General features: G+C 71.7%; 18 protein-coding genes. 15 read left to right on the plus strand and 3 right to left on the minus strand.

Annotated elements, in window-relative coordinates; translation table 11 throughout:
• Positions 1 to 502 precede the first annotated feature (502 nt).
• From Ari01nite_RS29470 to Ari01nite_RS29480, 3 genes are all read left to right on the plus strand, one after another.
• A complete protein-coding gene (locus Ari01nite_RS29470; RefSeq protein WP_203785474.1) occupies positions 503 to 3,361 on the plus strand; it encodes a beta-galactosidase in 2,859 nt (952 codons plus the stop codon).
• Between the two features lie 101 nt (positions 3,362 to 3,462).
• Complete coding sequence (locus Ari01nite_RS29475; protein ID WP_203785475.1) at positions 3,463 to 5,124, plus strand: PP2C family protein-serine/threonine phosphatase; 1,662 nt, start codon at positions 3,463 to 3,465, stop codon at positions 5,122 to 5,124.
• On the plus strand, positions 5,105 to 5,536 hold the full coding sequence (locus Ari01nite_RS29480) for a response regulator (RefSeq protein ID WP_203785476.1): 432 nt from the start codon (positions 5,105 to 5,107) through the stop codon (positions 5,534 to 5,536). Before Ari01nite_RS29475 ends, Ari01nite_RS29480 begins: the two co-directional genes overlap by 20 nt.
• Positions 5,537 to 5,576: 40 nt before the next feature.
• Here Ari01nite_RS29480 and Ari01nite_RS50155 read toward each other — a convergent pair whose 3' ends face one another.
• Together Ari01nite_RS50155 and Ari01nite_RS29490 are read right to left on the minus strand one after the other, a co-directional pair.
• Positions 5,577 to 6,356, minus strand: coding sequence for a DUF4352 domain-containing protein (locus Ari01nite_RS50155; protein WP_239163127.1), 780 nt, complete (start codon positions 6,354 to 6,356; stop codon positions 5,577 to 5,579).
• A gap of 192 nt (positions 6,357 to 6,548) precedes the next feature.
• Positions 6,549 to 8,792: an ATP-binding protein gene (locus Ari01nite_RS29490; protein ID WP_203785477.1), complete on the minus strand. Its 2,244-nt coding sequence runs from the start codon at positions 8,790 to 8,792 to the stop codon at positions 6,549 to 6,551.
• A gap of 219 nt (positions 8,793 to 9,011) precedes the next feature.
• Here Ari01nite_RS29490 and Ari01nite_RS29495 point away from each other — a divergent pair, with 219 nt between their 5' ends.
• From Ari01nite_RS29495 to Ari01nite_RS29540, 10 genes are all read left to right on the plus strand, one after another.
• The gene (locus Ari01nite_RS29495; protein ID WP_203785478.1) at positions 9,012 to 10,019 is read left to right on the plus strand and encodes a LacI family DNA-binding transcriptional regulator; all 1,008 of its coding nucleotides are present in this window, start codon (positions 9,012 to 9,014) and stop codon (positions 10,017 to 10,019) included.
• A gap of 70 nt (positions 10,020 to 10,089) precedes the next feature.
• A complete protein-coding gene (locus Ari01nite_RS29500; RefSeq protein WP_203785479.1) occupies positions 10,090 to 11,526 on the plus strand; it encodes a GGDEF domain-containing protein in 1,437 nt (478 codons plus the stop codon).
• 106 nt (positions 11,527 to 11,632) lie between these two features.
• A complete protein-coding gene (locus Ari01nite_RS29505; RefSeq protein WP_203785480.1) occupies positions 11,633 to 12,940 on the plus strand; it encodes an ABC transporter substrate-binding protein in 1,308 nt (435 codons plus the stop codon).
• Between the two features lie 11 nt (positions 12,941 to 12,951).
• Positions 12,952 to 13,839 carry a carbohydrate ABC transporter permease gene (locus Ari01nite_RS29510; protein WP_203785481.1) on the plus strand — a complete coding sequence of 296 codons (888 nt, stop codon included), beginning with the start codon at positions 12,952 to 12,954 and terminating at the stop codon, positions 13,837 to 13,839.
• Positions 13,836 to 14,681: a carbohydrate ABC transporter permease gene (locus tag Ari01nite_RS29515; protein ID WP_203785482.1), complete on the plus strand. Its 846-nt coding sequence runs from the start codon at positions 13,836 to 13,838 to the stop codon at positions 14,679 to 14,681. Before Ari01nite_RS29510 ends, Ari01nite_RS29515 begins: the two co-directional genes overlap by 4 nt.
• 11 nt (positions 14,682 to 14,692) lie before the next feature.
• Complete coding sequence (gene yicI / locus Ari01nite_RS29520) at positions 14,693 to 16,924, plus strand: alpha-xylosidase (protein ID WP_203785483.1); 2,232 nt, start codon at positions 14,693 to 14,695, stop codon at positions 16,922 to 16,924.
• 19 nt (positions 16,925 to 16,943) lie between these two features.
• Positions 16,944 to 19,148, plus strand: a complete 2,205-nt coding sequence (locus Ari01nite_RS29525) for a DUF6042 family protein (RefSeq protein ID WP_203785484.1) — start codon at positions 16,944 to 16,946, stop codon at positions 19,146 to 19,148.
• A 63-nt stretch (positions 19,149 to 19,211) separates the two neighbouring features.
• Positions 19,212 to 19,373 (plus strand): hypothetical protein, encoded by a 162-nt coding sequence (locus Ari01nite_RS29530; RefSeq protein WP_203785485.1) that lies wholly within the window; start codon positions 19,212 to 19,214, stop codon positions 19,371 to 19,373.
• Between the two features lie 46 nt (positions 19,374 to 19,419).
• On the plus strand, positions 19,420 to 20,454 hold the full coding sequence (locus Ari01nite_RS29535) for a carbohydrate kinase family protein (protein WP_203785486.1): 1,035 nt from the start codon (positions 19,420 to 19,422) through the stop codon (positions 20,452 to 20,454).
• On the plus strand, positions 20,444 to 21,769 hold the full coding sequence (locus tag Ari01nite_RS29540) for a 6-phospho-beta-glucosidase (RefSeq protein WP_203785487.1): 1,326 nt from the start codon (positions 20,444 to 20,446) through the stop codon (positions 21,767 to 21,769). Before Ari01nite_RS29535 ends, Ari01nite_RS29540 begins: the two co-directional genes overlap by 11 nt.
• Here Ari01nite_RS29540 and Ari01nite_RS29545 read toward each other — a convergent pair.
• A complete protein-coding gene (locus Ari01nite_RS29545) occupies positions 21,766 to 22,242 on the minus strand; it encodes a CGNR zinc finger domain-containing protein (protein WP_203785488.1) in 477 nt (158 codons plus the stop codon). The two genes, Ari01nite_RS29540 and Ari01nite_RS29545, sit on opposite strands and share 4 nt — an antisense overlap.
• 102 nt (positions 22,243 to 22,344) lie before the next feature.
• Here Ari01nite_RS29545 and Ari01nite_RS29550 point away from each other — a divergent pair, with 102 nt between their 5' ends.
• Both Ari01nite_RS29550 and Ari01nite_RS29555 read left to right on the plus strand, forming a co-directional pair.
• A complete protein-coding gene (locus Ari01nite_RS29550) occupies positions 22,345 to 24,000 on the plus strand; it encodes an MFS transporter (protein ID WP_203785489.1) in 1,656 nt (551 codons plus the stop codon).
• A gap of 166 nt (positions 24,001 to 24,166) precedes the next feature.
• On the plus strand, positions 24,167 to 24,752 hold a 586-nt coding region (locus tag Ari01nite_RS29555), incomplete at its 3' end, for a redoxin domain-containing protein (RefSeq protein ID WP_203785490.1).

Here is a 24,752-nt window from a genome sequence, read left to right on the forward strand (position 1 = left end):
AATCGGGCTGGGAGCGGAGCGAGTCCGGAGCCGTGCCATTGACTCGGTGAAGTCATGGTGCGACACGTTGCGCGTTGACGGGAAACGGCGGACGCCGTTGCGCCGGAACGGGCAGGAGGCGGGGCTACCCGTTCGACCCGTCCGCGGATCTGATGATCGTGGCGCCGCGCGAGGCGGAGGGCTCGATCGTCACGGCCGCCAGGATCCACGTGGTGGGTGAACCCGGCGTTCGCGGCGTCCCCCGGCGGGATGACGGTCATCGATACTTCCGGCAGCCGTTGGGAGACTGTGGACACCGGATCGCCGCGCATCTAACGTGGACATGCCGCCGATATCGAAGCGCTTCGACGAATGCCCGATCCGAATTGTGGCCGGCACGACGTCCACCTCGTGTCCGGCGACGGGCCGAGCCCGTTCACATTCTCTATTCGGTGAGAGGGGAACCCGCCCGCCGGCCTGGTCAGCCGGCGGGCGGGACACCGACGACCGCGAAAGGCCTCGCATGAAGTTCAGCCGCGTCCTGCTTGCCCTCGTCCTGGTCATGGCCGGGTCCGGCCTGGCCGCCTCGCCCGCGGCGGCCGCCACCGAACACAAGGTCCCTAAACACAAGGTCACCTACGACAAGTACTCGCTGATGCTCGACGGCCGCCGGATCCTGGTGCAGGCCGCCGAGTTCCACTATTTCCGGCTGCCGAGTCCCGATCTGTGGCGGGACATCCTGGAAAAGGAGAAAGCGGCCGGGTTCAACGCGATCTCGCTCTACTTCGACTGGGCGTTCCACTCGCCGAAGCCCGGCGTGTACGACTTCACCGGCGTGCGCGACGTGGACCGGCTGCTGCGGATGGCCGACGAGGTGGGCCTGTGGACCATCGTGCGCCCCGGCCCGTACATCAATGCCGAAACCAGCGGCGGCGGCTTCCCGGCCTGGCTCAAGACGGTGCCCGGCCGCGCGCGCAGCAGCGCGCCGGGTTACACGGCCGCCTACCGTGAGTGGCTGGCGCAGATCAACCCGATCATCGCCGAGCATCAGGTCACCCGGGGCGGCTCGGTCCTGCTCTACAACGTCGAGAACGAGTACGCGGTGAACACCGACGCCGCGTACATGCAAGATCTTCAGGATTTGGCCCGGGCGGCCGGCATCGACGTGCCGATCACCACGAATCTGTGCTGCGACGCCGCCGACTGGAGCTCGACCTGGGCGTCGGGGCTGGGCGCCGTGCAGATCCCGGGGGTCGACGACTACCCGCAGTCTTTCGACTGCACCAACGCCGGGAAGGTGTGGGGTCCGTGGGGCACCGGCATCACTGAGCGGGTACGCGAGGATTCGCCGGTCTATGCGGCCGAGTACCAGGGCGGCGCCATCGACCTCAACAACGCCGGTTACGACAAGTGCCGCGAGCTCACCGGCGTCGACTACACCCGGTACTTCCCGAAGAGCAACCTCATCCTCAGCGGCGCGACCGCGCTCAGCTACTACATGGGTTACGGCGGCACGAACTGGGGCTGGCTCGCGCAGCCCAACGACGTCTACACCTCGTACGACTACGGCGCCGCCATCACCGAGGCGCGCCAGCTCACCGACAAGTACCAGGAGTACAAGCGGCAGGGCTACTTCCTGCGGGCGGCGGCCGGCTCGCTGACCAAGACCGACGTGACGACCGCACCCACCGCCGAAGGACTGAACACGGCGGCCCGGATCAACCCCGACGATCAAACCCAATTCGTCCTGGTACGCAATGAGGGCGTGGACCAGGTGTCGTCGACCCTGAACTGGGGCGGTCACGCACTACCGGTGACGCTGCCGGGGCACGACGCCAAGGTGCTCGTCGGCGGCTATCGGATGGGCGGCCAGCACCTGGTCACCGGCACGTCCGAGATCATGACCCACGAGACCGTCGCGGGCCGCGACATCGCCCTGCTGTACGGCCGGGACGGCACGGCCGGCACCACGATCCTGCGCTACCCGGCGCGGCCGCGGGTGACCGTGCTCGACGGCAAGGTCCGCACGTCGTACGACCCGGCCACCGGTGACCTGCGGCTCGACTACACCCACCAGGGCCTGGCCCGGGTGCTGGTCAGCGGCGGGGGACCGCGGCCGCTGCTACTCCTGCTCGGCACCGACGCCACCGCCGCGCAGTTCTGGCGGGCCGACACCGCGGCCGGTCCGGTCCTGGTACGCGGCACCGACCTGCTGCGCTCGGCCACCGTGTCGCGCGGGGTCGCGGCGCTGCGGGCGGACACCGCGGCGGCCGGCCCGGTCGAGGTCTTCGCCGACGCCCGGGCGATCTCGGTGAACGGCTCGCCGGTTGCCACCGCCCGGCGGACCGCGAGCGGCTCGCTGCTGGGCAGCCTGCCGGGGCCGCGCGCCGTGCACCTGCCGGCGCTGTCCGGCTGGCGGCAGCACGCCGAGGCGCCCGAGGCGGCGCCCGGTTTCGACGACTCCCGCTGGACCGTCGCCGGCAAGGACACCAGCCTCAGCCTGTTCCAGCCGGTGACGCTGCCGGTGCTGTTCAGCGACGAGTACGGCTTCCATACCGGCAGCGTCTGGTACCGGGGCCGGTTCACCGCGTCCGGCGGCGAGACGGCCGTGTCGCTCAACGCCATCACCGGCAAGCGCGGCAACTACCTGGTCTGGCTGAACGGGCAGTACCTCGGCTCGGCGGCCGGCGGCGTGGAACTGGACTCGGAGGAGCCGCGCAACCCGAACCCGGGACCGGGCCGGTTCACCGTGCCGGCCGGCCTGCTCGAGGCCGGTAAGCCGGCGGTGCTGTCGGTGCTGGTGCAGAACATGGGCCACAACGACGACTGGACCGCCGACGACAACCGGTTCCGGCAGCCGCGCGGGCTGGTCGGTGGCCTGGTCGAGGGCGCCACGGCGCCGATCACCTGGCGGATCCAGGGCACCGGGCGGATCGATCCGGCCCGCGGCGGGATGAACAACGGAGGCCTGTACGGGGAGCGGGCCGGCTGGAGCCTGCCCGGTTTCGACGACCGCGCCTGGGCGCGGGCCGCCGCCACAGTCCCGGCCGGGGTGACCTGGCTGCGCACCGGGTTCCGGCTGGACCTGCCGAAGGGCCAGGACACGTCGGTGGCGCTGCGGTTCGACGGGCCGCCGCCGGCCGGGCACCGGGTGATCTTCTACCTGAACGGGTGGCAACTGGGACAGTACGGCGCGGACATCGGCCCGCAGACCGACTTCGTGCTGCCGGCCGGGCTGCTGCGCGAGGACGGCCGGAACGCGCTCGCGATGGCCGTGATCGCCACCGGGCCGGCAACGGTGTCCACCCCGCGCCTGGTGGTCGTGGGCAGCCAGCGCGGCGGAGTACCGGTCCGGACGGTCCCGGCACCCGAGCGCCTCTGAGACGATGGGTCCGGGTCCCGCGTCACGGGGCCCGGACCCGTTGTTTGTCCGGCGGCAAGTAGCGGGCAATACTTGCCCGCGGCGTCGGAGGGGGTGCGCGAATGTCGGAGTTTGTCCTGGGCTGGGCGGGAATGCTGCACCGCCTGTGGACCTCCGTCGCCGCCATCACGGTCCGTGATCAACTGGCCGACCTGGTGCTCCCGCCGCTGCGCACCCTGCCCGGGGTCCGGCTGGCCTGGGGCCTGCGGCACGCCGACGACGACAGCATCCTGGAGTACCGCTGGTCCGGCCTGCCGCTGCAGGGCGACTACCGCAAGGTCGCCGAGCAGATCGCGGCCGGTGACCCCGGAGCGGCCGAGGCGCTGCGGGCCGAGGGCGTCACCGAGGTGATCACCGCCCGGCTCGACGTGGACGGCGAGGCGTCCGGCACGTTCCTGGTCGGCCTGGACGAGACCGCCGACACCGCGCTGGTGGCCGCCTGCCTCGACCAGGTGGTCGACGTCACCCGGGACGCGATCCGCCGGCTCGTCGCCCGCCGCGCCGAGCAGCAGATGCAGACCCGCGACGCGCTGCTGGCCGAGGCGTCGCTGCAGATGGACGCCGTGCTCGACTCCAGTCAGACCATGCACCGGGTGCCGCGGATGACCGTGCCGGCCATCGCCGAGGGCTGCCTGGTCTATCTCACCGAGGACGACAAGCCGGTGCTGCGCAGCTCGGTGCACGTCGACATGCGCCGGCTCTCGGCCCTGCTGGACGACCCCGCGGTGCTCGGCCACCTCACCGCGCTGGCGGCCGGCGCGATCTCCGGCGCGGCGGCCCGCGGCGGCCCGCTCGACGCCGAGATGCTCGCCACCCGGTCGGTGGAACTCCAGGTGCTGCGGGCCCGCGGCCGGGTGATCGGCGTGCTGATCTTCCTGTTCGACCGCAGCGCCGACCAGATCCCGCCGCTGGCATTTCTGCGCGACATCGCGTCACGGGCCGCGCTCGCCATCGACAACAGCGCGCTCTACGAGCGGCGCCGGCGCGAGGTGGTGACCATGCAGCAGCACCTGCTGCCCACCCGGCTGCCGGCCGTCGACGGCCTGGACCTGGCGGCGTCCTACACGGTCGGCGACCAGGTGCTCGAGGTCGGCGGCGACTTCTACGACGTGGTGGTGCGCCCCGGCGGCGCGGTGGCCGCGATGATCGGCGACGTCTGCGGCCGGGGTGTCGACGCGGCCGCGCTGACCGGGATGGCCCGGCACACCCTCGGCGCGCTGCTCGGCGAGGGCGCGTCGCCGCAGCGGGCGATGAGCCGGCTCAACGGGCGGCTGCTCCTGGACGGTTCGTGGCGGTTCGTCACCGCCGGGGTGGCTCTGATCCGGCCGGCCGCCGGCGGCTTCACCGTGGACTGGACCTCGGCCGGGCACCCGGCACCGGCGGTGCTGCGCCGCGAGGGGCCGGCGGAGGCCGGGCGCGGGGGCGGCGTACCGCTGGGCATCCTGGCCCAGCCCAAGCTCGGCCGGTCGCGCCTGCACCTGGCGCCGGGGGACACCCTGTTGATCTTCACGGACGGGCTGACCGAGTGCCGCGACAGGACCGGCCGCATGTTCGAGGAGCGGGCATTCTGGGAAACGCTGGACCGGCTCCGCGAGGCGCCGCCGGACTCCCTGGTCGACGAGTTGAGCCTCGCCTCGGCCGCGTACGGTGGCACCCGCGCCGACGACATCGCCGTGCTGGCGATCCGCGCAAGGGGGACGCACGATGGGGGACCAGGCCGCTGACCTGATCTTCGTGGTCGAGGATTCCGACGAGGACGTCGAGGCGATCGGCCGGGCCATCGGCCGCTCGCATCCCGGGCTGCGGGTCGAGTTCTTCCGTTCCGGCACCGAGGTGCTGCCCCGGCTGGCGGCCGGCATCGACCGACCTCGGCTGCTGCTGCTCGACCTCAACATGCCGGGCGAGAGCGGGCTGGACGTGATCAAGCAGATCCGCCGCCATGACGGCCTCGCGGATCTCACCGTCGTGGTGTTCACGTCGTCCGAGGAACCGGCCGAGGCGGACGCCTGCTACGCGGCCGGCGCCGACAGTTACATCTACAAGCCGCTCAACTTCGCACTGTTCCAGAGCGTGCTGAGCCAGACGCTGGACTACTGGCGCGGCCGCCATGAACAGGCAAACGCTAACCAGGAGTGACCAGCCGTTCGCTCCTGCTGCTCGGACCAGCCTCGGGACGCTAGCTCAGCGACACCCGAACACCAGCCGTGAACATCGACTCGTGCAAGACGATGGACGTTAGCTTGGTGCCCGGGGGAACGTCGAAGACGAGCTTCCCCTTGACGGTGTTGCCGGGGTTGATGGTTTCGAGGAACATGTTCGCCCCGTTGTTGGCGCCGGCAGCCGCGCCGGAGTCGACGGAGTACTCGGTGTTCTTCTCGTCGTATGCCTTTTGCGACACGTCACTGAAGGCTTCAGCGCTGGTACCGACGTTCTTGATGGCGACGCCGACCAGGCAGAACTCACCCTGCGCCTGCTCGCCGAAGTCTTTCGAGCCAACCTGCGCTACGCCGCATTTCAGGTCCGTGACGGTGAACTGGAATTTCCCGTCTGTCGCTGGCTTGTTCATCTCCCCAGCCACAGCGTTCTTGCCGTCCGCGTTGGCGCCCATGTCCTTTGCGACCTCACTGGCGCCCCACCCGAATAGAGCGAAGATCCCGACGCAGCCGAGGATCATGATCAGCGCGATGCCGCCGACGATGAACGGCCACTTCTTACGCTTCTTTTTCTCGGGCGTAGGTGGCTGGTAACCAGGTGAACCGCCGTACTGCGCGTAGCCCTGCGCCTCACCGTGTCCCTGTGGCGCTGCCGGGGCTGCGTTGGCCGGCGGGTAGCCCTGCTGGCCGCCGGGCGGAGGTTGCCCCTGCGGCTGGCCGTATTGCTGGTGCTCCGGCGGCCCATTGTGCGGCGGGCCGCTGGCGGGCTGATGGTTCTGGTCATACTGCGGCGGATACGTCACGATCGGCTCCCGCGGACCGGATCAGGAAAGTGGTTGCTCGGTCGAGCCCAGTCCAGAGCGCTCGGCCACAGCGCGGACAACGCTAAATTCCGCAGGTTGCAGCGTGGTCGATAAGCCGTAATTGACCTCGGGATGTTGCGCTGGATCCAGCGTTGGCCCGATGGCCCGACCGACCCCTGGCCTCACGCTGGACTACTGGCGCGGGAAGGACGCGCGGATCGTGGTGCCGCCGCCGGGGGACTCCTCGGCCCATGCCTGACCGCCGTGCCGCTCCACGATCCGCCGCACGATCGCCAGCCCGGCGCCCGAGCCCTCGGCGTCCCTGGCCGCCGGATGCAACCGCCGGAACAGTTCGAAGGCCTGCTCCCGTAGGTGCGCCGGCATCCCGATGCCGTTGTCGCGGACCACCAGCACCGGCACCGGGCCGTCGGCCAGGCTCACCTCGACCCGCCGCGGCTTCTCCGCGCGGCGGTACTTCGCGGCGTTCACCAGCAGGTTGACCAGCACCTGGTCGAGCAGCACCGGGTCGGCCGCGACGGTGACGCCCGGCTCGGGCAGGCCGACCTCGACCGACTCCTCGTCGAGCCGCGGCCCGGCCACCTCGAGCGCGCGCCGCACCGCGGCCCGCAGCTCGATCGGCTGGCGGGACAGCTCGGTGCGGCCCAGCCGCGAGTAGTAGAGCAGCGCGTTGAGCAGCTCGTCCATGCGCTCGGCCAGCCGCTGGATCGAGGCCAGCCGGCGGGCGGTGACCGGGTCGAGCCCGGTGGCGTCCTCGGCGATGAAGGTCGCGGTGTTGGCGATGCCGCGCAGCGGCTCCTTGAGGTCGTGCGCCGCCGCGTGCGCGAACGCGTCCAGGTCGACGTTGCTGCGGGTCAGCTCGGTGTTGAGCAGCGTCAGCCGGCGGGCATGTGTCACCGCGATCCCGGTGATCGCCCGGCCCAGCTCGACGGCCATCGCGAGGTCGGTGGCCGACCACGGCCGGCCGCGGCCGCGGACCGAGGCCAGGAACACCGCGGTGGACCCGCGCGGGGTCAGCCGGCGGCCGTGCGGGCCCAGGGTGACCGGCTCGCTCGGGTCGGCGGCCCAGCGCCGGGACACCGTGCGCTCGCCGCGCAGCCAGATCATCCGGTCCCCGTTGATGCCGTACGGGAGCACCAGTGCGCCGGCCAGCGCGCCGGAGTGGGCGGACAGCGCCGGCAGGTCCTCGGCGAGCCGGTCGCTGTGCCACGGCCCGGCCGGCAGCGCACCCAGCAGCGCGTCCAGCGCCTCGGGGCCGGGGTGCGCGCCGTGCACGGTCACCGCGTCGCCGGTCTGCACGACGACCGCGTCGCAGCCGATCACCCCGGTGAGCTCGGCGGTGCTCTCGGTCCACCGCACCGCCGGACCGGCCGAGATGCGTTCGAGCAGGCGGGCGATGACCGTGCGGGAGTGTTCCCGGGCCACCGACTCGTCGTGCTCGCGCAGCGCCGCCAGGTGCAGGGACAGCGCCACCCCGAAGAACTCGCAGGCGGCCCGGACCTGCGGGCTGAGCACCACCACGCCGTTGCCGTGGCAGGCGATCAGCCCCCACAGCCGGCCGTCGGACAGCAGCGACACCGACATCGAGGAGGCCACCCCGATGTTGCGCAGATACTCCAGGTGGAACGGCGAGACCGTGCGCAGCACCGACATCGACAGGTCGAGCGGCTCGCCGGTCTCCGGCAGCACCGGCGGTTCGAGCCGCGCGGTGGCGTCGTCCACGTCGGCGATGACCCGGATCCAGTTGCGCTCGTAGAGCCGGCGCGCCTGGGGCGGGATGTCGGTGGCCGGGAACCAGAGGCCCAGCCACGGTTCGGCGCCGGCCACCACGTCCTCGGCGATCACCTCGCCCGGTCCGTCGGCTGACTCGAACCGGTAGGCGACCACCCGGTCGTACCCGGTGATGGCCCGGACCTCGGTCACCGCGGCCCGGCACGCCTCGGCCACCGTGCCGGCCCGTTGCAGGCGCATCAGCGCCTGCCGCACCGGGGCGTAGAAGGCGGCGAACTCCCGGGCGTCCTGGGCCGGCTCGAACTCGAGTACCAGCAGCCCGTCCGAGCGGTGCACGGTCACGTCGAACCGGCGCACGCCGTCGTCCGCGGCGATCTCGACCGGCATGGTCGCGCTCGGCCCGGCGTCCGCGTCGACCAGCCCGCTCAGCGTCGCCAGGTGGGCGGCGCTCAGCAGCCGCTCGACCGGCTGACCGGCGGGATCCGGCACGCCGAGCACGTCCGCGGCGTTCGCACTGGCCACCACGACCCGGCCGGACCGCACCGCGACCAGGGCACCGTACGACTGGATGCCGCCCAGCCGGTGGATCGGCTCGCGCATGCACCGGGTGAGATCGAAGGTCGCCGAGACCTCCCGCTCGGCGGCCACCACCCGGTCCGGCAGCCAGCCGGGCGTCCCGTCACTCATGGTCCGAACCCGGGGTCTGTGTCGACGTGGGAGACGGGCTGCGGCGTGGCCCAGCCGCCGCCCGGCCGCGCGCCGCGGACAACCGGATACAACCCCGGTATCCGGGCGCCCTCGGCGCACACCCAGACGACACCTGGACCTCCCCTCGCTCCGGCCCCCACGTCGACACAGACCCTAGACGCATAGGATCCACGGATGCGGACGCGAGGGGAGGTGCGAATGGCGACGATCAACGATGTCGCGCGGGCGGCCGGGGTGTCGCCCAGCACGGTGTCGTACGTGCTCAGCGGGCGGCGGCCGATCTCGGCGCAGACCCGGGAACGGGTGCAGGCGGCGATCGCCGAGCTGGGTTTCCATCCGCACGCCGGCGCCCGGGCGCTGGCCAGCAGCAGGACCAACGTACTGGCCCTGGTGGTGCCGCTGCGGGTGGACGTCAACGTACCGGTCATCATGCAGTTCGCCACCGCGGTGGTCACCGCGGCCCGCACCCACAACCACGACGTGCTGCTGCTCACCAAGGACGAGGGCACCGCGGGCCTGGAACGGGTGGCGCACAGCACCATGGTGGACGCGCTGATCGTGATGGACGTCGAGAAGGACGACCTGCGCATCCCGGCCCTGCGGCGGCTCAAGCAGCCGTCAGTGCTGATCGGCCTGCCCGCCGACCCGGACGGGATCGTCTGCGTCGACCTCGACTTCGCGGCGGCCGCCCGGGAGACGCTGCGGCACCTGGCCGGTCACGGCCACCGGCGGATCGCGCTGGTCGGGCCGTCGCCCGCGGTCTACCGCCGGGGCACCAGCTACGCCGAGCGGTTCCTGGCCGGGTTCGCCGAGGAGTCCGCGGAGCTGGGGCTGGAGACCATGACCCACCCGTGCGAGCCCGGCCACGACGGCGTGCGCACCTGCCTGGCCGACATCGACGCCGAACTGCCCGGGGTGACCGCGCTCGTGGTGCACAACGAGGAGGCGCTGCGCCCGCTGCTCGACCAGTTGCGGACGGCCGGCCGCCGGGTGCCCGCGGACGTCTCGGTGGTGGCGGTCTGCCCGCGGGACGTGGCGCTGGCCATGCCGATCCCGCTCACCTCGGTCGACATCCCGTCGCACGATGTCGGCGGCCTGGCCGTGGAGACCGCGATGAAGCTGCTCGACGGCCGCAGCACCGAGCAGATCCGGCTGTTGCCGCCGACCCTGGTGGAACGCGAGAGCTGCGCGCCGCCGCGGGAGTGAACTGCTCAGGCGGGTATCAGCACCGCCGATAGTCCGGAAGACGACGGTGCCGGCGACGGGCGGAGGTCAGGTGCGCGGCCGATTGGTGCTCGCGGGATTCGTCCTGGTGACGACCGTTGCGATTATCGTGCACGCACTCTCCGGCCCGGCCGTCCAGGCGGTCGTCTTCTTCTCGATCATCGCGCTGCCCACGGCCGGTGTGTTCGTCGCGATGCGGCTGACCCCGACCATGGACCGGGTGGCCTGGACCATCGCGGTCACCGGCCTGATGCTCCAGGCGGTCATGCAGCTGATCTGGCCGCGCTACTTCCCGGACGACCTGGGCCACGCCAGCGGCGGCATCGCCGACATGTCGATCGCCGGCGCGCACCTGTTCCTGCTGATGGCCGCGGTGCTGCTGGTGATGCGGCACGCGGCGCGGGATCCGGGCGGGGTGATCGACGCCGCCATCATCGGCCTGTGCGCCAGCGCGCCGCTGTGGGAGTGGGTGCTCCAGCCACGGCTCGCGGCCGCGGGTGCGCCGATGAACGGCCAGCTGATCATCCTGCTCGACATCCTCTGCCTCGGCGGCGTGTTCGGCTCGCTGATCCGGGTCGCGGCGACCGCCCGCCGGGGCCGGCCCACCCTGCTCTACCTGCTGCTGGCGCTGACGCTGACGTTCGTGGCGATCACCACGGCGGTGCTCACCGCCGGTTCGCCGGACCGGGGCTCGCCGGACCGGGGCTGGCAGGCCGAACTGCTGATCGCGGCGTTCCTGGCCTTCGGCGCGGCGCCGCTGCACCCGGCGGTCGCCTACTTCACCGCGCCGGACCGGCTGGTGCGGCGCAAGCTGAACTGGACCAACATCACCTTCCTGGGCCTGGCGCTCACGGTGTTCCCGCTGCTCGCCCTGATCCAGCTGATGCTCGGGCGCCCGGCCGACCCGCTGCTGTTCGGCGTCGGCTCGCTGGTCACCGTGCCGCTGGTGGCGGTCCGGCTGGGCCTGCTGAACGGGCAGCGCGAGCGGGCCGAGCGGGTGCTGGCCCACCACGCCCGGCACGACGAGCTGACCGGGCTGCTGAACCGCCGGGCGATGCTCGAGGAGATCGACGAGGCGCTGGCGGCCGTGCACGACGGCCGGCTGGACAGCGTCGCACTCCTGTTCTGCGACCTGAACGGCTTCAAGCCGATCAACGACACGCTCGGGCACCAGGCGGGCGACGTCCTGCTCCAGGCGGTCGCGAAGCGGCTGGCCGAGGGCCGGGCCGACGACACCGTGGGCCGGTTCGGCGGCGACGAGTTCGTGATCCTGTGCCCGGGCACGGGCGACGCCGATCTGCCGGCGCTGCGGGCCCGGGTCGAGCAGGCGGTGCGGATTCCGGTTGAGATCGACGGCACCCTCGTGGCGGTCGACGTCAGCATCGGCACGGCGATCGCCGACCGGCGGCGCCCGCTGGACCGGGACGCCCTGGTGTCCGCCGCGGACGCCCTGATGTACGAGCGGAAGCGGGCGAGCCGGGCGCTCTGAAATCTCCGCGGCACACCGTTGACATCGGTATGCGTCGAACCATAGCGTCTCCCAAAGTGCTGCGTCGAAGCGCTTCGACAACCCCGACGCCACCCCGGAGGACGGCATGTTCAGATCACGTTCCGGCGTTGCCGCTGGTGCTTTCCTGCTCGCCACATCCCTCGCGCTGGCCGCCTGCAGCGGTGGTGGCCCGGAGGATGAGGGCAGCGACGCCAAGACCCTGACCCTCTGGCACTACGAGGGTCCGACCAGCGCGATGGGCATCGCCTGGACCAAGGCGATCGAGCTGTTCAAGGCATCGCACCCGGGTGTCGAGGTCAAGTTCGAGGAGAAGGGCTTCGAGCAGATCCAGCAGAACGCCCAGATGATCCTCAACTCGGACAGCGCGCCCGACATCATGGAGTACAACAAGGGCAACGCGACCGCCGGCCTGCTCTCCAAGCAGGGCCTGCTCACCGACCTGACCGCCGAGGCCGCCGAGCGCGGCTGGGACAAGCAGCTCAGCGCCAGCCTGCAGACCACGGCCAAGTACGACGACCAGGGCATCATGGGCAGCGGGAAGTTCTTCGGCATCCCGAACTACGGCGAGTACGTGATGGTCTATTACAACAAGGACCTGTTCGCCAAGAACAACCTCGCGGTGCCGGCCACGCTCGACGAGTTCACCAAGGTGATGGACGCGTTCGTGGCCAAGGGGCAGACCCCGCTCGCGGTCGGCGGCGCCGAGTACCCGGCCCAGCAGATCTTCTACGAGCTCGCCCTCGCCAAGGCCGACCGGGCGTTCGTCGACGACTACCAGCTCTACAAGAACCAGGTCGACTTCAAGGGCCCGCAGCTCAGCTACGGCGCGCAGACGTTCGCCGAGTGGGTCGCCAAGGGCTACATCGCCAAGAGCTCGGCCGGCATCAAGGCCGAGGACATGGGCGTCTCGTGGACCCAGGGCAAATATCCGATCCTGATCTCCGGTAGCTGGTGGTACGGCCGGTTCGTCAGCGACGTCAAGAATTTCCCGTGGGGCACCTTCCTCTTCCCGGGCAACCGGCTGCACCCGGGTTCGAGCGGCAACCTCTGGGTGGTGCCGGAGAAGAGCAAGGCCAAGAGTCTGGCGTACGACTTCATCGACATCACCATGAAGCCCGAGGTGCAGAACCTGCTGGGCAACAGCGGCGGGGTGCCGGTGGCGGCCGACCCGGCGGCGATCACCGACGCCAAGAACAAGGAACTGATCGACAACTTCACCAAGATCTCCGGCGCGGACGGGCTCGCGTTCTACCCGGACTGGCCGGCGCCCGGCTACTACGACGTCCTGGTGAGTGGCGTGCAGGGCCTGATCAGCGGCTCGAAGACGCCCGCCGCGTTCCTCGACGAGATCGCCAAGCCGTACCAGGAGAACCTCGCCGACCTCGGCAAGTAACCGGAGGACACGTGGCCGGCCGCCGTGGTTACGCCATCTACCTGCTCCCGGGGGTGATCCTGTCCCTGGTCGTCATCGTGGTGCCGCTGCTGATGACGGTGTACATCAGCTTCACCCGGTGGACCGGGGTGGGCCGCCCGACCTGGATCGGGCTCGACAACTACACCCGGCTTATCCAGGATGAACGGTTCTGGGCGTCGTTCGGTCACATCTTGCAGTTGATCTTTGCCATGGCCGTGGTGCCGACGCTGCTCGGGCTGGTCCTGGCCGCGGTGCTGTTCGACTACATCGCGAAGCAGTTCAACAACCGCTGGGCGTCGGTCCTGCGCTCCGGCTTCTATGTCCCGCAGGTCATCCCGGTCGCGGTGACCGGCATCGTGTGGGGCTGGATCCTGCACCCGGACTACGGCGCGCTCAACCGGATCCTGGACACGGTCGGGTTGAACGCGCTGGCCCGGAACTGGCTCGGCGACCCCGGCTACGCCCTGTGGAGCGTCATGGCGATCATGGTGTGGGTGCAGCTGGGCTACCCGATCGTGATCTTCATGTCCGGGCTCCAGCGCATCGATCCGGAGCTGTACGAGGCGGCCGACCTGGACGGCGCGTCCTGGTGGCAGCGGTTCCGCAAGATCACCGTGCACCTGGTCCGGCCGGAGTTCTACGTGGTGCTGGTGACCACCACGATCGCGGCGCTGAAGATCTTCGGCCAGATCTTCGTGCTGACCGGCGGCGGCCCGAGCAACGCCACGCTGGTGCCGTCGTACTTCGCGTACCAGAACTTCTTCGAGAAGGCCCAGGTCGGGTACGGCTCGGCGATCTCCACCGTGCTCACCGTGATCATCATCGTGCTGGCCTTCGTGTTCCTTCGCCTCCAGAACCGCAGCGAGGCCGGCCGATGACCGCCGTCGCCCCGGTGCGCCCGCGCCGGCCGGTGCGCGTCGTCGTGCTGGCGGTGCTGCTGGCGCTGGTCCTGCTGGTGATCGCGCCACTGCTGATCATCGCGCTCAACGCGGTGAAGACCCCGGCCGAATACGCCGGTAACGGGCCGCTGTCGATTCCGTCCGGCCTCTACTGGGACGGCATCGTCGCGTTCTGGAACCGGGTGAACTTCGGGCAGAAGCTCTGGAACAGCTTCGTCACCAGCCTGTCGGTCGCGGTGCTCGGCGTGCTCCTGTCGATCCTGAACGCGTACGCGCTCGGCATCGGCCGGGTGCGGGGCCGGATATGGTTCCTGGTGTTCTTCCTGGTCGCCAACCTGCTGCCGCAGGAGGTGCTGGTCTACCCGCTGTACTTCCTGTCGAAGGAGGTACACCTCTACGACAACCTGATATCGATAGTTATCATTTTCACAGTCATCCAGGGCGCGTTCGGGACCTATCTGTTGACCTCGGTCTACCGCGAGTTCCCGACCGAGCTGCTGGACGCCGCGGCCGTCGATGGCGCCGGTAAGTGGCGGACGCTCTGGCGCGTCGTGGTCCCGGTCAGCCGGCCCACGCTCGGCGTGCTGTTCACCTTCTTCTTCATCTGGACCTGGAACGAGTTCTTTCTCCCGCTGGTGTTCCTGATCTCGAACGACACGCAGACCGTGCCGGTGGCCCTCGGCGTGCTCCAGGGCGACCGCCAGATGGACGCGACCACCACCAGCGCCTCGGCGCTGATCGGCATCCTGCCGGCGATGCTGTTCTTCCTGATTTTCCAGCGCACCCTGACCCGCGGCATCACTGCCGGCGCCATCAAGTAGTAAGGACACACATGAAGTTCACCGATGGTTATTGGCGCAAGCGCGACGGCTTCGCCGTGCTGCACCCGTCGCAGCTGCACGACACTGAGACGGACGGGACGTCGCTGACCGCGTACGCCACCGCGAAGCCGGTGCGCAAGCGCAGCGACACCCTGGACGCGCCGATCATCACGATCCGCTGCGAGGCGCCGGCGCCGGACATCATCCGGGTTTCCATCGGGCACTTCCTGGGCGGGGTCCGCCGGGGGCCGGACTTCGTGCTCAACACCGAGGACCACCCGGTCACGGTGACCGGCACCGAGCTGACCTCGGGCGAGCTGACCGCACGCTTCCGGCCCGGCGACGAATGGGGTCTGGATTTCCTCGCCGACGGCAGGCGGCTCACCGGCAGCGGCTGGAAGGGCATCGGCATCGCCTCGGCCGCCGACGGCCAGCACTACGTGCACGAGCAGCTCGACCTGGGCGTCGGCGAGGCGGTCTACGGGCTCGGCGAGCGCTTCGGCCCGTTCGTCAAGAACGGCCAGAGCGTCGACATCTGGAACGAGGACGGCGGCACCAGCAGCGAGCAGGCGTACAAGAACGTCCCGTTCTACTTCACCAACCGCGGCTACGGCGTGCTGGTCGACCACCCCGGCAAGGTGTCCTTCGAGGTCGCCAGCGAGATGGTGTCCCGGACCCAGTTCAGCGTGGCCGGGCAGACGCTGTCCTACCTGGTGATCTACGGGCCCACCCCGGCCGACGTGCTGCGCAAGTACACCAGGCTGACCGGTCGCGCCGCGCAGCCGCCGGCCTGGTCGTTCGGGCTGTGGCTGACCACCTCGTTCACCACCCCGTACGACGAGGAGACCGTCAACAAGTTCGTGGACGGGATGGCCGAGCGGGACCTGCCGCTGAGCGTGTTCCACTTCGACACGTTCTGGATGCGCGAGTTCCACTGGTGCGACTTCGAGTGGGACCCGCGGATCTTCCCGGACCCGCCGGGCATGCTCAAGCGGCTGTCCGACCGCGGCCTGCGTACCTGTCTCTGGATCAACCCGTACATCGCCCAGCGCTCGGCCATGTTCGCCGAGGGCCGGGACAACGGCTACCTGGTCCGCAAGGCCGACGGCGACGTCTGGCAGTGGGACCGCTGGCAGGCCGGCATGGGCCTGGTCGACTTCACCAACCCGGCCGCCCGCGAGTGGTACGCCGGCAAGCTGCGCGCCCTGGTCGAGATGGGCGTGGACGCGTTCAAGTCGGACTTCGGCGAGCGGGTGCCGGTCGACGTGGTGTGGCACGACGGTTCCGACCCGGAGCGGATGCACAACTACTACACCCAGATCTACAACCAGGTCGTGTTCGACGTGCTGCGCGAGGCCCGCGGCGAGGGCGAGGCGGTGCTGTACGCCCGCTCGGCCACGGTGGGCGGCCAGCAGTTCCCGGTGCACTGGGGCGGCGACAACTCGGCCACCTACGAGTCGATGGCCGAGAGCCTGCGCGGCGGGCTGTCGCTGATGTCGTCCGGCTTCGGCTTCTGGAGCCACGACATCGGCGGCTTCGAGGGCAAGCCCAACCCGTCGGTGTTCAAGCGGTGGATCGCGTTCGGCCTGCTCTCCTCGCACAGCCGGCTGCACGGCAACCAGTCGTACCGGGTGCCGTGGCTCTTCGACGAGGAGGCGGTCGACGTGCTGCGCAAGTTCACCCACCTCAAGTACCGGCTGATGCCGTACCTGCTGGGTGCCGCGCGGCAGGCGCACGAGGAGGGCCTGCCGGTGATGCGGCCGATGGTCGTCGGCTTCCCGGACGACCCGGCCGTCACCCACCTGGACCGGCAGTACCTGCTCGGCGGCGACCTGCTGGTGGCCCCGGTGTTCAGCACCGAGGGCGAGGTCAGCTACTACGTGCCGGCCGGCCGCTGGACCAGGTTCGGCACGTCCGAGGTGGTCGAGGGCCCGGCCTGGGTGACCGAGACGCACGGCTTCGACAGTGTGCCGCTGCTGGTGCGGCCCGGTGCGGTGATCCCGTTCGGCAGCCGTACCGACCGGCCCGACTACGACCACCGCGACGGCGTGACGCTCATCGTCCACGAGCCGGCCGAGGGCAGCACCGTGGTCCGGGTCGGCGACAGCACGTTCACCGTGACCCGCGAGGGCGACGCCATCCGGGTGCAGCGGGACGGCGCCGCGCTGCCCTGGCAGGTCGAGATCGTCGGCGGGCGCTCGGCGGCACTCGGTGCCGGCGACGCGGCGTGGGCGGCCGACTGACCAATGTAGATTGATCGTCGTGGCTTTCGTACGGGGGTTCGAGCGCGACGACTACGCACCGGAGTACGGCCTGATCGTGCTGCGCGATCCGGCCGGCGGCGACGAGGGGTCCGAGCCGGCCGGCACGTTCGCCGGGGCCGGGGCCCGCTGGCTCACGAGTCAGGCCGGCTCCGGCCACCACACGGTGCGGCTGGAACTCCACGACGGCCCGCCGCCCGCCGGCGACTTCCGCGACTCCATGGAGACGCCGTACCGGGCCGTGTCCGGCGAGCTGACGCTCACGGTGCTGACCGGCGGTGGCGGCGGGCCGGTCCACCTCGACCTGGGCGCCCCCGGCGACTACCGGGTCCGGGTCACGCGTTCGGATGACCGGTGGCTGCTGCAATTCTGGCCCGGCCCGGGCCCCGGGCTGCCGGGGTGGCACGCGCGGTCCCGCCCCGCGGCCGGCCCCGGCAACAGCGGCTGGCAGACCGAGCTGGAGTACGCGCCGATGGAACTGGCCGGCGTCGTCTCCGCGGCGGCCCGCGAACACGGCGGCCCGGTGACCGCCGACCAGGTGGACGCGTGGGGCCGCGCGCACCACCGCCCGCCCGGCTGGCTCGACGAGCCGATGTGGCCGCCGCCGCGCGCTCCGCTGACCACCGGCCACGCCGACCTCGACCGCCGCAACGCCGACCAGCGCGCCACCGTGCTCGACCGCCTGGCCCGCTCCCGGCGCCGCCTCGACGAGATAGCGGCCGAGCTGGGCGTGCCTCCGGTGGCCCGCCGGCGCGACGCGCTGCCGCTGCTGGCCGCCGCCGGCATCCTCAACCAGCAGCAGGACCGCTATGCCGCGGGCCATCCGGCCCGGGTCGACACGGTGCTGTCGCTGCCACCCGAGCGGGTGCGCGGGGTGCGCTGGCAGGACGCCCGCAGCCGCTACGGCGGCCTCGCCGAAGACCTGCAGTCGTTGCTGCGTTGGACGACGGAGCCCGCGCTGGAGGTCACGGCCGCCGCGCTGGCCGCCCGGCTGCTGGTTCCAGAGGCGGACCTGCGCGCGGCGCTGGCCTTCGCCGAAGAATCCGGCCTGCTGCACACCGGCGGCGGCGACCCGCTGCGGCTCTCACCGGGCCGCCGCCCGACCCCACCACCCACCGCGCCCACCGCGCCCACCGCGCCGCCCCCGCCGCCCGCGCCCACCGCACCGCCCGCGCCGCCCGCGCCCACCGCGCCGCCCCCGCCGCGGGCGCCGCGTCCGGCATCGCCGCACCACTCCGACCGCCCGGGACACACCATCACCGGGTTCTTCACGCCGCTGTCGGGAGGCCGGCGGGAGGAGCCCCCCGCCCCGCCCTTCGGCGCGCCGCCGCGGGCCGGCGTGGTCCGGGCGGACGGCGCGGTGCTCGTCTGGCGGGACGGTGAAGCGGTTGAGCTGGCTCGCCTTCAGCCGGCGCGGGCCGCGCGGGCGTTGGAGACGCGGGCCGGCGTGCTCGTGGTCGCGCACGGCCATCCCGCCCGGCTGATCTCGGCGGGCGGGCGGGTGACCGAGGTCGACGCCGTGCGGCAGCAGGTGCTCGCCGTGCCCGGGGACGGCCGGCGGGTCGCCGTCGTCGACAGCGAATACCACCGGCGGCAGTCGCGGTACCGGCTCCTGGTGGTCGACCTCGAATCCGGGGACGTGACGACCATGCCGTGGCCGGCCGACCGGGGCATCGGCGTCCTCGGGGCGTACCGGGACTCGGTTTTCTTCGCCGAACAAGGAGAGGTGTTCCGCTGGACGCCCGGGAGCGAGCCGGTGGTGGTGCAGCATCCGGTCCGGGAGGTCGACCCGGTCAGCGGCGCGACCTGCGGGCGGACGATCGAGGGTGCGGCGGTGACCCGGGCGGACGGCGGCACCGTGACGCTGCCGGTCGAGGCGGGAGCCCGGCTGGCGGCCGGCGGCGCCGCGCTCTGGACCGTCCGGTCGCACCCGCCGGCCCTGACGCTGTTTCCGGTCGGGGCGGCGCCCGAGGTCCGGCCGCGGGTGTTCTGGCTGCCCGAGGACGGCCGCCGCTCCCCGCAGGGCACCTACAGCGCACCGGTCTGGGAGGACGAGGGGCACGTGCTGTTCGGCCATCCGCCCTGGCACTTCCCGCGGGAACCCTCGATCGGCGTCCGGCTGTCCCTGGCTGACGGCGCCGTCGAGCGCCTGCCGGCCGCCGGCCGCTCGGTGCTCCTGGTGGAGCCGTGGCTCAGGACACCCTGACTAACCCTCAGTAACTTCGGCGCCCGCCGACCAAATGTCGGACAAGAAGACCAACGGGCGTGGGTGGAGCGATGTCGGGTTTTCACGGCTGGGTGCAGAACCGCCGCGGCCACCGCCGCGGCCACCGCCGCGGCCACCGCGGTGGACGAGAGCCAGCGGTCCATCGCGGACCTGACCGGCACCCGCCGCGACCTCAGCCGGATCATCGCGGGGTTCAGGATCTGAGACGCGCCTCACCAGCGATTTAGCACATCCGATCTAGGATCGGTGGATGACCCCGGCACTGGATCTGTTCGTTCCTGGTGTCGTGTATCTCGACATCATCTTCACCGGGCTCGAGGAACTGCCCGGGCCGGGCACCGAGGTCTGGGCGTCCGGCATGGGTTCCTGCCCCGGCGGGATAGCGAATCTGGCGGTGGCGGCGGCCCGGCTCGGTCTGCGGACCGGGCTGGGCACCGCGCTGGCCACCGACGCCTACGGCGACTTCTGCGCCGAGATCCTGTCCGATCAGGAAAACATCGACCTCACCGCGTCCCGCCGGATTCACGACGGCCACTCGCCGGTCACCGTCTCGCTGGCCTACCACCGGGACCGCAGCATGATCACCCACGGCCACCCCTTGCCGGTGAACGCGGACGGCCTGGTCGGCCCGCTCCCGCCGGCCCGGGCCGCGTCGGTGAGCCTCACCAAGGACCGCCTGCCGTGGGTCCGCCAGGCGAAGGAGGCGGGAACGCTGGTCTTCGCCGACGTGGGCTGGGACCCGAGCGCGGCCTGGCCGGCCGAGGCCCTGCAGATGCTGGACGACTGCCACGCGTTCCTGCCCAACGCGGTCGAGGCCATGCAGTACACCCGGGCCGCCACCCCCGAGGAGGCGGCCCGCCGGCTGGCCGGCCTGGTCCCGCTGGTCGTGGTGACCTGCGGGGCGGACGGAGCCATCGCGGTCGACTCGGCCACCGGCGAGATGGTGCACGCGCCGCCGGTGCCGGTCGAGGCCCTGGACCCGACCGGTGCCGGCGACGTGTTCACGGCCGGCTTCATCGTCGGCACCCTGCTCGGCTGGCCCCTCGACCAGCGGCTCGCCTTCGCCAACCTGATCGGGGCCCTGTCGGTGCAGCATTTCGGCGGCTCGCTGTCGGCGCCCGGCTGGGGCGACATCGCCGACTGGTGGCGGGCCGCGGCCATCCGCTGCCCGTCGGTCGCCGGCCGCTACCGGTTCCTCGACGAGGTCATCCCGCGCGGCGAGCAGCGTTCGGTGCGGCGCGCCGGAGCCACCATCGCCCGGTTGTCGGACGCCCATGCCGGGTAGGCGCCTCACCATCCTGGGCGGCGGCGGGTTCCGGGTGCCGCTGGTGTACGGTGCGTTGCTGCGCCCGGCCTCGCCGATCACGTCGGTGGTGCTGCACGACGTCGACCGGGGGCGGCTGGCGGCGATCGGGCGGGTGCTGGCGGCGCAGGCGCGGACCTTCCCGGGCGCCCCGCAAATCGAGGTCACCACCGACCTGACCGAGGCGCTGACCGGCGCCGACTTCGTGTTCAGCGCGATCCGGGTGCACGGCCTGGCCGGCCGGGTGATCGACGAGCGGGTGGCGCTGGCCGAGGGCGTGCTCGGCCAGGAGACGGTGGGTGCCGGCGGGATAGCGTACGGGCTCCGGACCCTCCCGGTGGCCGAGGCGATAGCGAGGCGCATCGCCCTGGTGGCACCGGACGCTTGGACGATCAACTTCACCAACCCGGCCGGCCTGGTCACCGAGGCGATGGCCGCGCACCTGGGCGACCGCGTGATCGGCATCTGCGACTCGCCGGCCGGCCTGGGCCGCCGCGTGGTCCGCGCGCTGGGCCTCCCGCCCGGCAGCGCCCGGCTCTCCTACGCCGGCCTCAACCACCTGGGCTGGCTCACCGGCGTCCACCTGGACGGCAAGGACTGGCTGCCGCGCCTGCTGGCCGACGACGAGACGCTGCAGACCATCGAGGAGGGCCGCCTGTTCGGCGTGGCCCGCTTGCGTGAGCTCGGTGCGGTACCCAACGAATACCTGCACTACTACTACGACAACCAAGAGGTGGTACGCGCGGCGCTGAGCGCACCGGAAACCCGCGGCGAGTTCCTCCTGCGCCAGCAGACCGAGTGTTACGCCGGCCTGTCCGACGAGGCGGCCGACCCGCTGGTCCGGTGGCGCGCGACCCTGCGGCAGCGCGATGCCACCTACCTGGCGCAGGAGGGCCTGGGGGAGCGTCCCGAGGCCGAGGGCGGTGGCTACGAGGAGATCGCCCTGGCCCTGATGCTGGCGATCGCCACCGAGACGCCGGCCGACCTGATCCTGAACGTCCGCAACCGGGGCACCCTGACAACCCTGGACGACGACGCGGTGGTCGAGGTGCCGTGCCGGGTCGACGGGTCGGGGGCGCATCCGGTGCCGGGGGCGTCGCTGCCGGGCCACGGGGTCGAGCTGGTGCGGCGGATCAAGGCCACCGAGCGGGCGGTGCTGACCGCGGCGGCGGAGCGGTCCCGGGCGGTGGCGGTCCGGGCCATGGCGCACCATCCGCTGGTGGATTCGGTGCCGGTGGCCCGCCGGCTGATCGCGCAGTACCAGCGGCAGCTGCCGGAGCTCGCATACCTGCGTTAGCCCATTTGTTTGCGGCGGCGGAAGGCGGCTGCCCTGGAGCGGTTCTGGCAGGTTATGCAGCAGAAGCGGCGGCGGCCCGCCGGGGAGGCGTCCACGTAGACGTCGGCGCACTGCTGGTCGGCGCAGACGCCGATGCGGCCCGGGTGCTCGGCCAGGTGGTGGCGCAGAGTCAGGGCGGCCGACGCCCGCGCGGACTGGTCCGGGTCCTCGACCGTCCAGGAATCGTGCAGGGCGCCGCCCCGGTCGGCCAGCGCCGGGCGTACCCCTGCCGCTTTTAAGAGTCCGGTGACCAGGGTTGCCCGGGTGCCGTCGTCAGAGGCGGCGAAGACCGGGTGCAACTCGTCGGCCAGGGCGCGCAGCGGGTGATCGCCGGCGGCCGGGCGGCGCCCGTCCAGCTCACTGGGGAGGGTGCCCCAGCGGTTGACGAGATCGACCAGCTCGGCGACCGGCATGACCTCGATCGGCGTAGTCACGCGGTCATCATAACGCGTTAAGAGCGTTCTTCACGTTGCATTCGGTGGGGTCTTCTGCGTAACGTCATAACGACGCTCATTGCGTGACGCGGGAGGTGGGAGATGCGTGCCGGTGCGAGAGAGTGGGCCGGTCTGGCCGTGTTGTCGCTGCCCTGCCTGCTGGTGTCGCTCGACGCCGAGGTGCTGAATCTCGCGGCGCCGCAGGTCACCGCGGCGCTGCACCCGACCAGTGTCGAGCTGCTCTGGATCATGGACAGTTACGTGTTCGTGGTGGCCGGCGCGCTGATCGCGATGGGGGTGCTCGGCGACCGGGTGGGGCGTCGCCGGCTGCTGCTGGCCGGTGCCGCGTGCTTCGGCCTGTCGTCGTTGCTGGCCGCGTTCGCGACCAGCCCGGGCGAGCTCATCGCGGCCCGGGTTCTGATGGGATTGTCCGGCGCCTCGCTGATGCCGTCCACGCTGGCGCTCATCCGGGTGATGTTCGACGACTCCCGGCAGCGGGCCGCCGCGCTCGGGGTGTGGAGTGCCAGCTTCTCGTTAGGGGGAGTGGCGTCACCCCTGGTCGGCGGGGTGCTGCTGACGCATTTCTGGTGGGGCTCGGTGTTCCTGCTGGCGGTGCCCGCGGTCCTGGTGCTGCTGGCGATCGGCCCGGCGGTGTTGCCCGAGTCGCGCGACCGGGGCGCCACCAGCTTCGACTTCCTGGGCGCGCTGAGCTGCATGGCCGCGGTCCTGCTTTTCGTGTACGGGCTGAAGCGCCTCGCCGCCGAGGGCTGGCACCCGTTGCCGCCGGCCGCGATGCTGCTGGCCGTCCTGCTCGGCGTGCTGTTCGTGCGCCGCCAGCGCCGCCTGCGGCAGCCGCTGCTCGACCTGACCATCTTCCGCGAGGCCCGAGTGTCGGTCGCGCTGATCAGCAACGCACTCTCCTATTTTGTGCTGTACGGGACGCAGCTCGCGATCGCCCTCTACCTGCAACTCGGTATGGGGTTGTCGCCGCTCGCCGCCGGGCTGTGGACGCTGCCGTCGGTGCTCGCGTACCTGGGCTCGTCGTTCCTCGGCCCCGCGCTGGCCCGGCGCTTCCCGGTGGGCCCGGTCATCGCGGCGGGTCTCGCGGTGATGGCGGCGGGCTTCGCGATCCTGGCTCTGGGCGGCCTGCCGGCGGTGGTGACCGGGATGGTGATCTTCTCGGTCGGGCTGGCCCCGGTCTACATCCTCACCACGGAACTGGTCGTGGTGACGGTGCGCGCCGCCCGGGCCGGCATGGCGGCGGCGGTCACCGAGACCGGGTGCGAACTGGGCGGGGCCCTGGGCATCGCGGTCCTCGGCTCGCTGTCGGTGGCGGCGTTCCGGCACGGGATGGCGGGGTACGACCTGCCGCCGGGCGCGACGCTGACCGATGTGATGTCGGCAGCCGGGGCGCTGCCGCCGCACCTGGCCGAGGTGATGCTCCAGCGGGCGGAGGTCGCTTACGGGACGGCGTTCGCGCTGATGTCGGTGACGGCGGCGGTTCTGGTGGCGGGGGCGGCGGTGCTGGCCGCGGTGGTGCTGCGGCCGGAGCGGCCGGGTGCGGTACGGGCCGCGCTCCCGGCCGGCCGCCGGGCGGTGCAGGCCGCGCTCCCGGCCGGCCGGGCGGTGCAGGCCGCGCTCCCGGCCGGCCGCCGGGCGGTGCCCGGGCAGCGGGCCGGCGCGGTCGCGGTCCCGGCAGCTCCCTGTCCGGGGTGGCCCGGTGCGGGTCGTGATGGGCCGGCCGCGGGTGCCCGGTAGCGTCTCACTCGGCGGGAACTCGGAACTGCGACGAGGGTCTCGCGGGTCGGAGTTGGCGTGGACCGGGGCAATCCAGCACTGTAGAAGTGATCACCGTGGGGTGATAAGCTCGCATGACCTATCGGGATTGTAGGATTTGATGACGGAGCACCGTGAGGGGGACACGATGACTACCACCGTGCGGCGACATGGGGCGCCGGCTCAGCGTCGGCTGGACGAGGACGCGCTGCGCCGGCAGTTCGACCGGGATGCGATCTGGCATCGGATGGTCAAGCCGGGCGACCGGTTGCCGTCGATGCCGCTGCTCGAGGCCGACCTGGGCGCGATCCATCTGGACCGGCTGCGGATGACCGGGCCGATCGTGCTGGTCTTCTTCCGGTACGCGTCCTCGCACCCGTGCAACGCGACCCTCGCTCGCTATCAGCAGGCCCTGATGCCGGCGCTCACGGAGACCGACGCGCACCTGGTCGCGGTCAGCCCGCAGGTGCCGCAGCGGCTCGCCGAGGTCAAGCGGCGGCTCGATCTGAGCTGCTTCGTCGCGGCGGACGTGCGGCACACCCTGATCGACGCGTTCAACCTGGGCTTCCACGAGCCGGGTGCCGACACGATGCTGGGCGCGCGGCGGTCGGTCCTGCCGTTCCCGGCGGTGGTGATCGCCGATCGCGCGGGGACGATCCGGTTTGCCGAGGTCCGCGCGGACGGCGCCGGCCATCCGGAACCGGCGGTGATCCTGGAGGCGCTGCGCGCGATCG

It is taken from the genome of Paractinoplanes rishiriensis (assembly GCF_016862375.1).
GTDB lineage: Bacteria > Actinomycetota > Actinomycetes > Mycobacteriales > Micromonosporaceae > Actinoplanes > Actinoplanes rishiriensis.

Coding starts and splice junctions, on each gene's coding strand:
- Ari01nite_RS29470 (WP_203785474.1), top strand. CDS start 503: ATGAAGTTCAGCCGCGTCCTGCTTGCCCTCGTCCTGGTCATGGCCGGG.
- Ari01nite_RS29475 (WP_203785475.1), top strand. CDS start 3,463: ATGTCGGAGTTTGTCCTGGGCTGGGCGGGAATGCTGCACCGCCTGTGG.
- Ari01nite_RS29480 (WP_203785476.1), top strand. CDS start 5,105: ATGGGGGACCAGGCCGCTGACCTGATCTTCGTGGTCGAGGATTCCGAC.
- Ari01nite_RS29490 (WP_203785477.1), bottom strand. CDS start 8,792: ATGAGTGACGGGACGCCCGGCTGGCTGCCGGACCGGGTGGTGGCCGCC.
- Ari01nite_RS29495 (WP_203785478.1), top strand. CDS start 9,012: ATGGCGACGATCAACGATGTCGCGCGGGCGGCCGGGGTGTCGCCCAGC.
- Ari01nite_RS29505 (WP_203785480.1), top strand. CDS start 11,633: ATGTTCAGATCACGTTCCGGCGTTGCCGCTGGTGCTTTCCTGCTCGCC.
- Ari01nite_RS29515 (WP_203785482.1), top strand. CDS start 13,836: ATGACCGCCGTCGCCCCGGTGCGCCCGCGCCGGCCGGTGCGCGTCGTC.
- yicI (WP_203785483.1), top strand. CDS start 14,693: ATGAAGTTCACCGATGGTTATTGGCGCAAGCGCGACGGCTTCGCCGTG.
- Ari01nite_RS29535 (WP_203785486.1), top strand. CDS start 19,420: ATGACCCCGGCACTGGATCTGTTCGTTCCTGGTGTCGTGTATCTCGAC.
- Ari01nite_RS29540 (WP_203785487.1), top strand. CDS start 20,444: ATGCCGGGTAGGCGCCTCACCATCCTGGGCGGCGGCGGGTTCCGGGTG.
- Ari01nite_RS29550 (WP_203785489.1), top strand. CDS start 22,345: ATGCGTGCCGGTGCGAGAGAGTGGGCCGGTCTGGCCGTGTTGTCGCTG.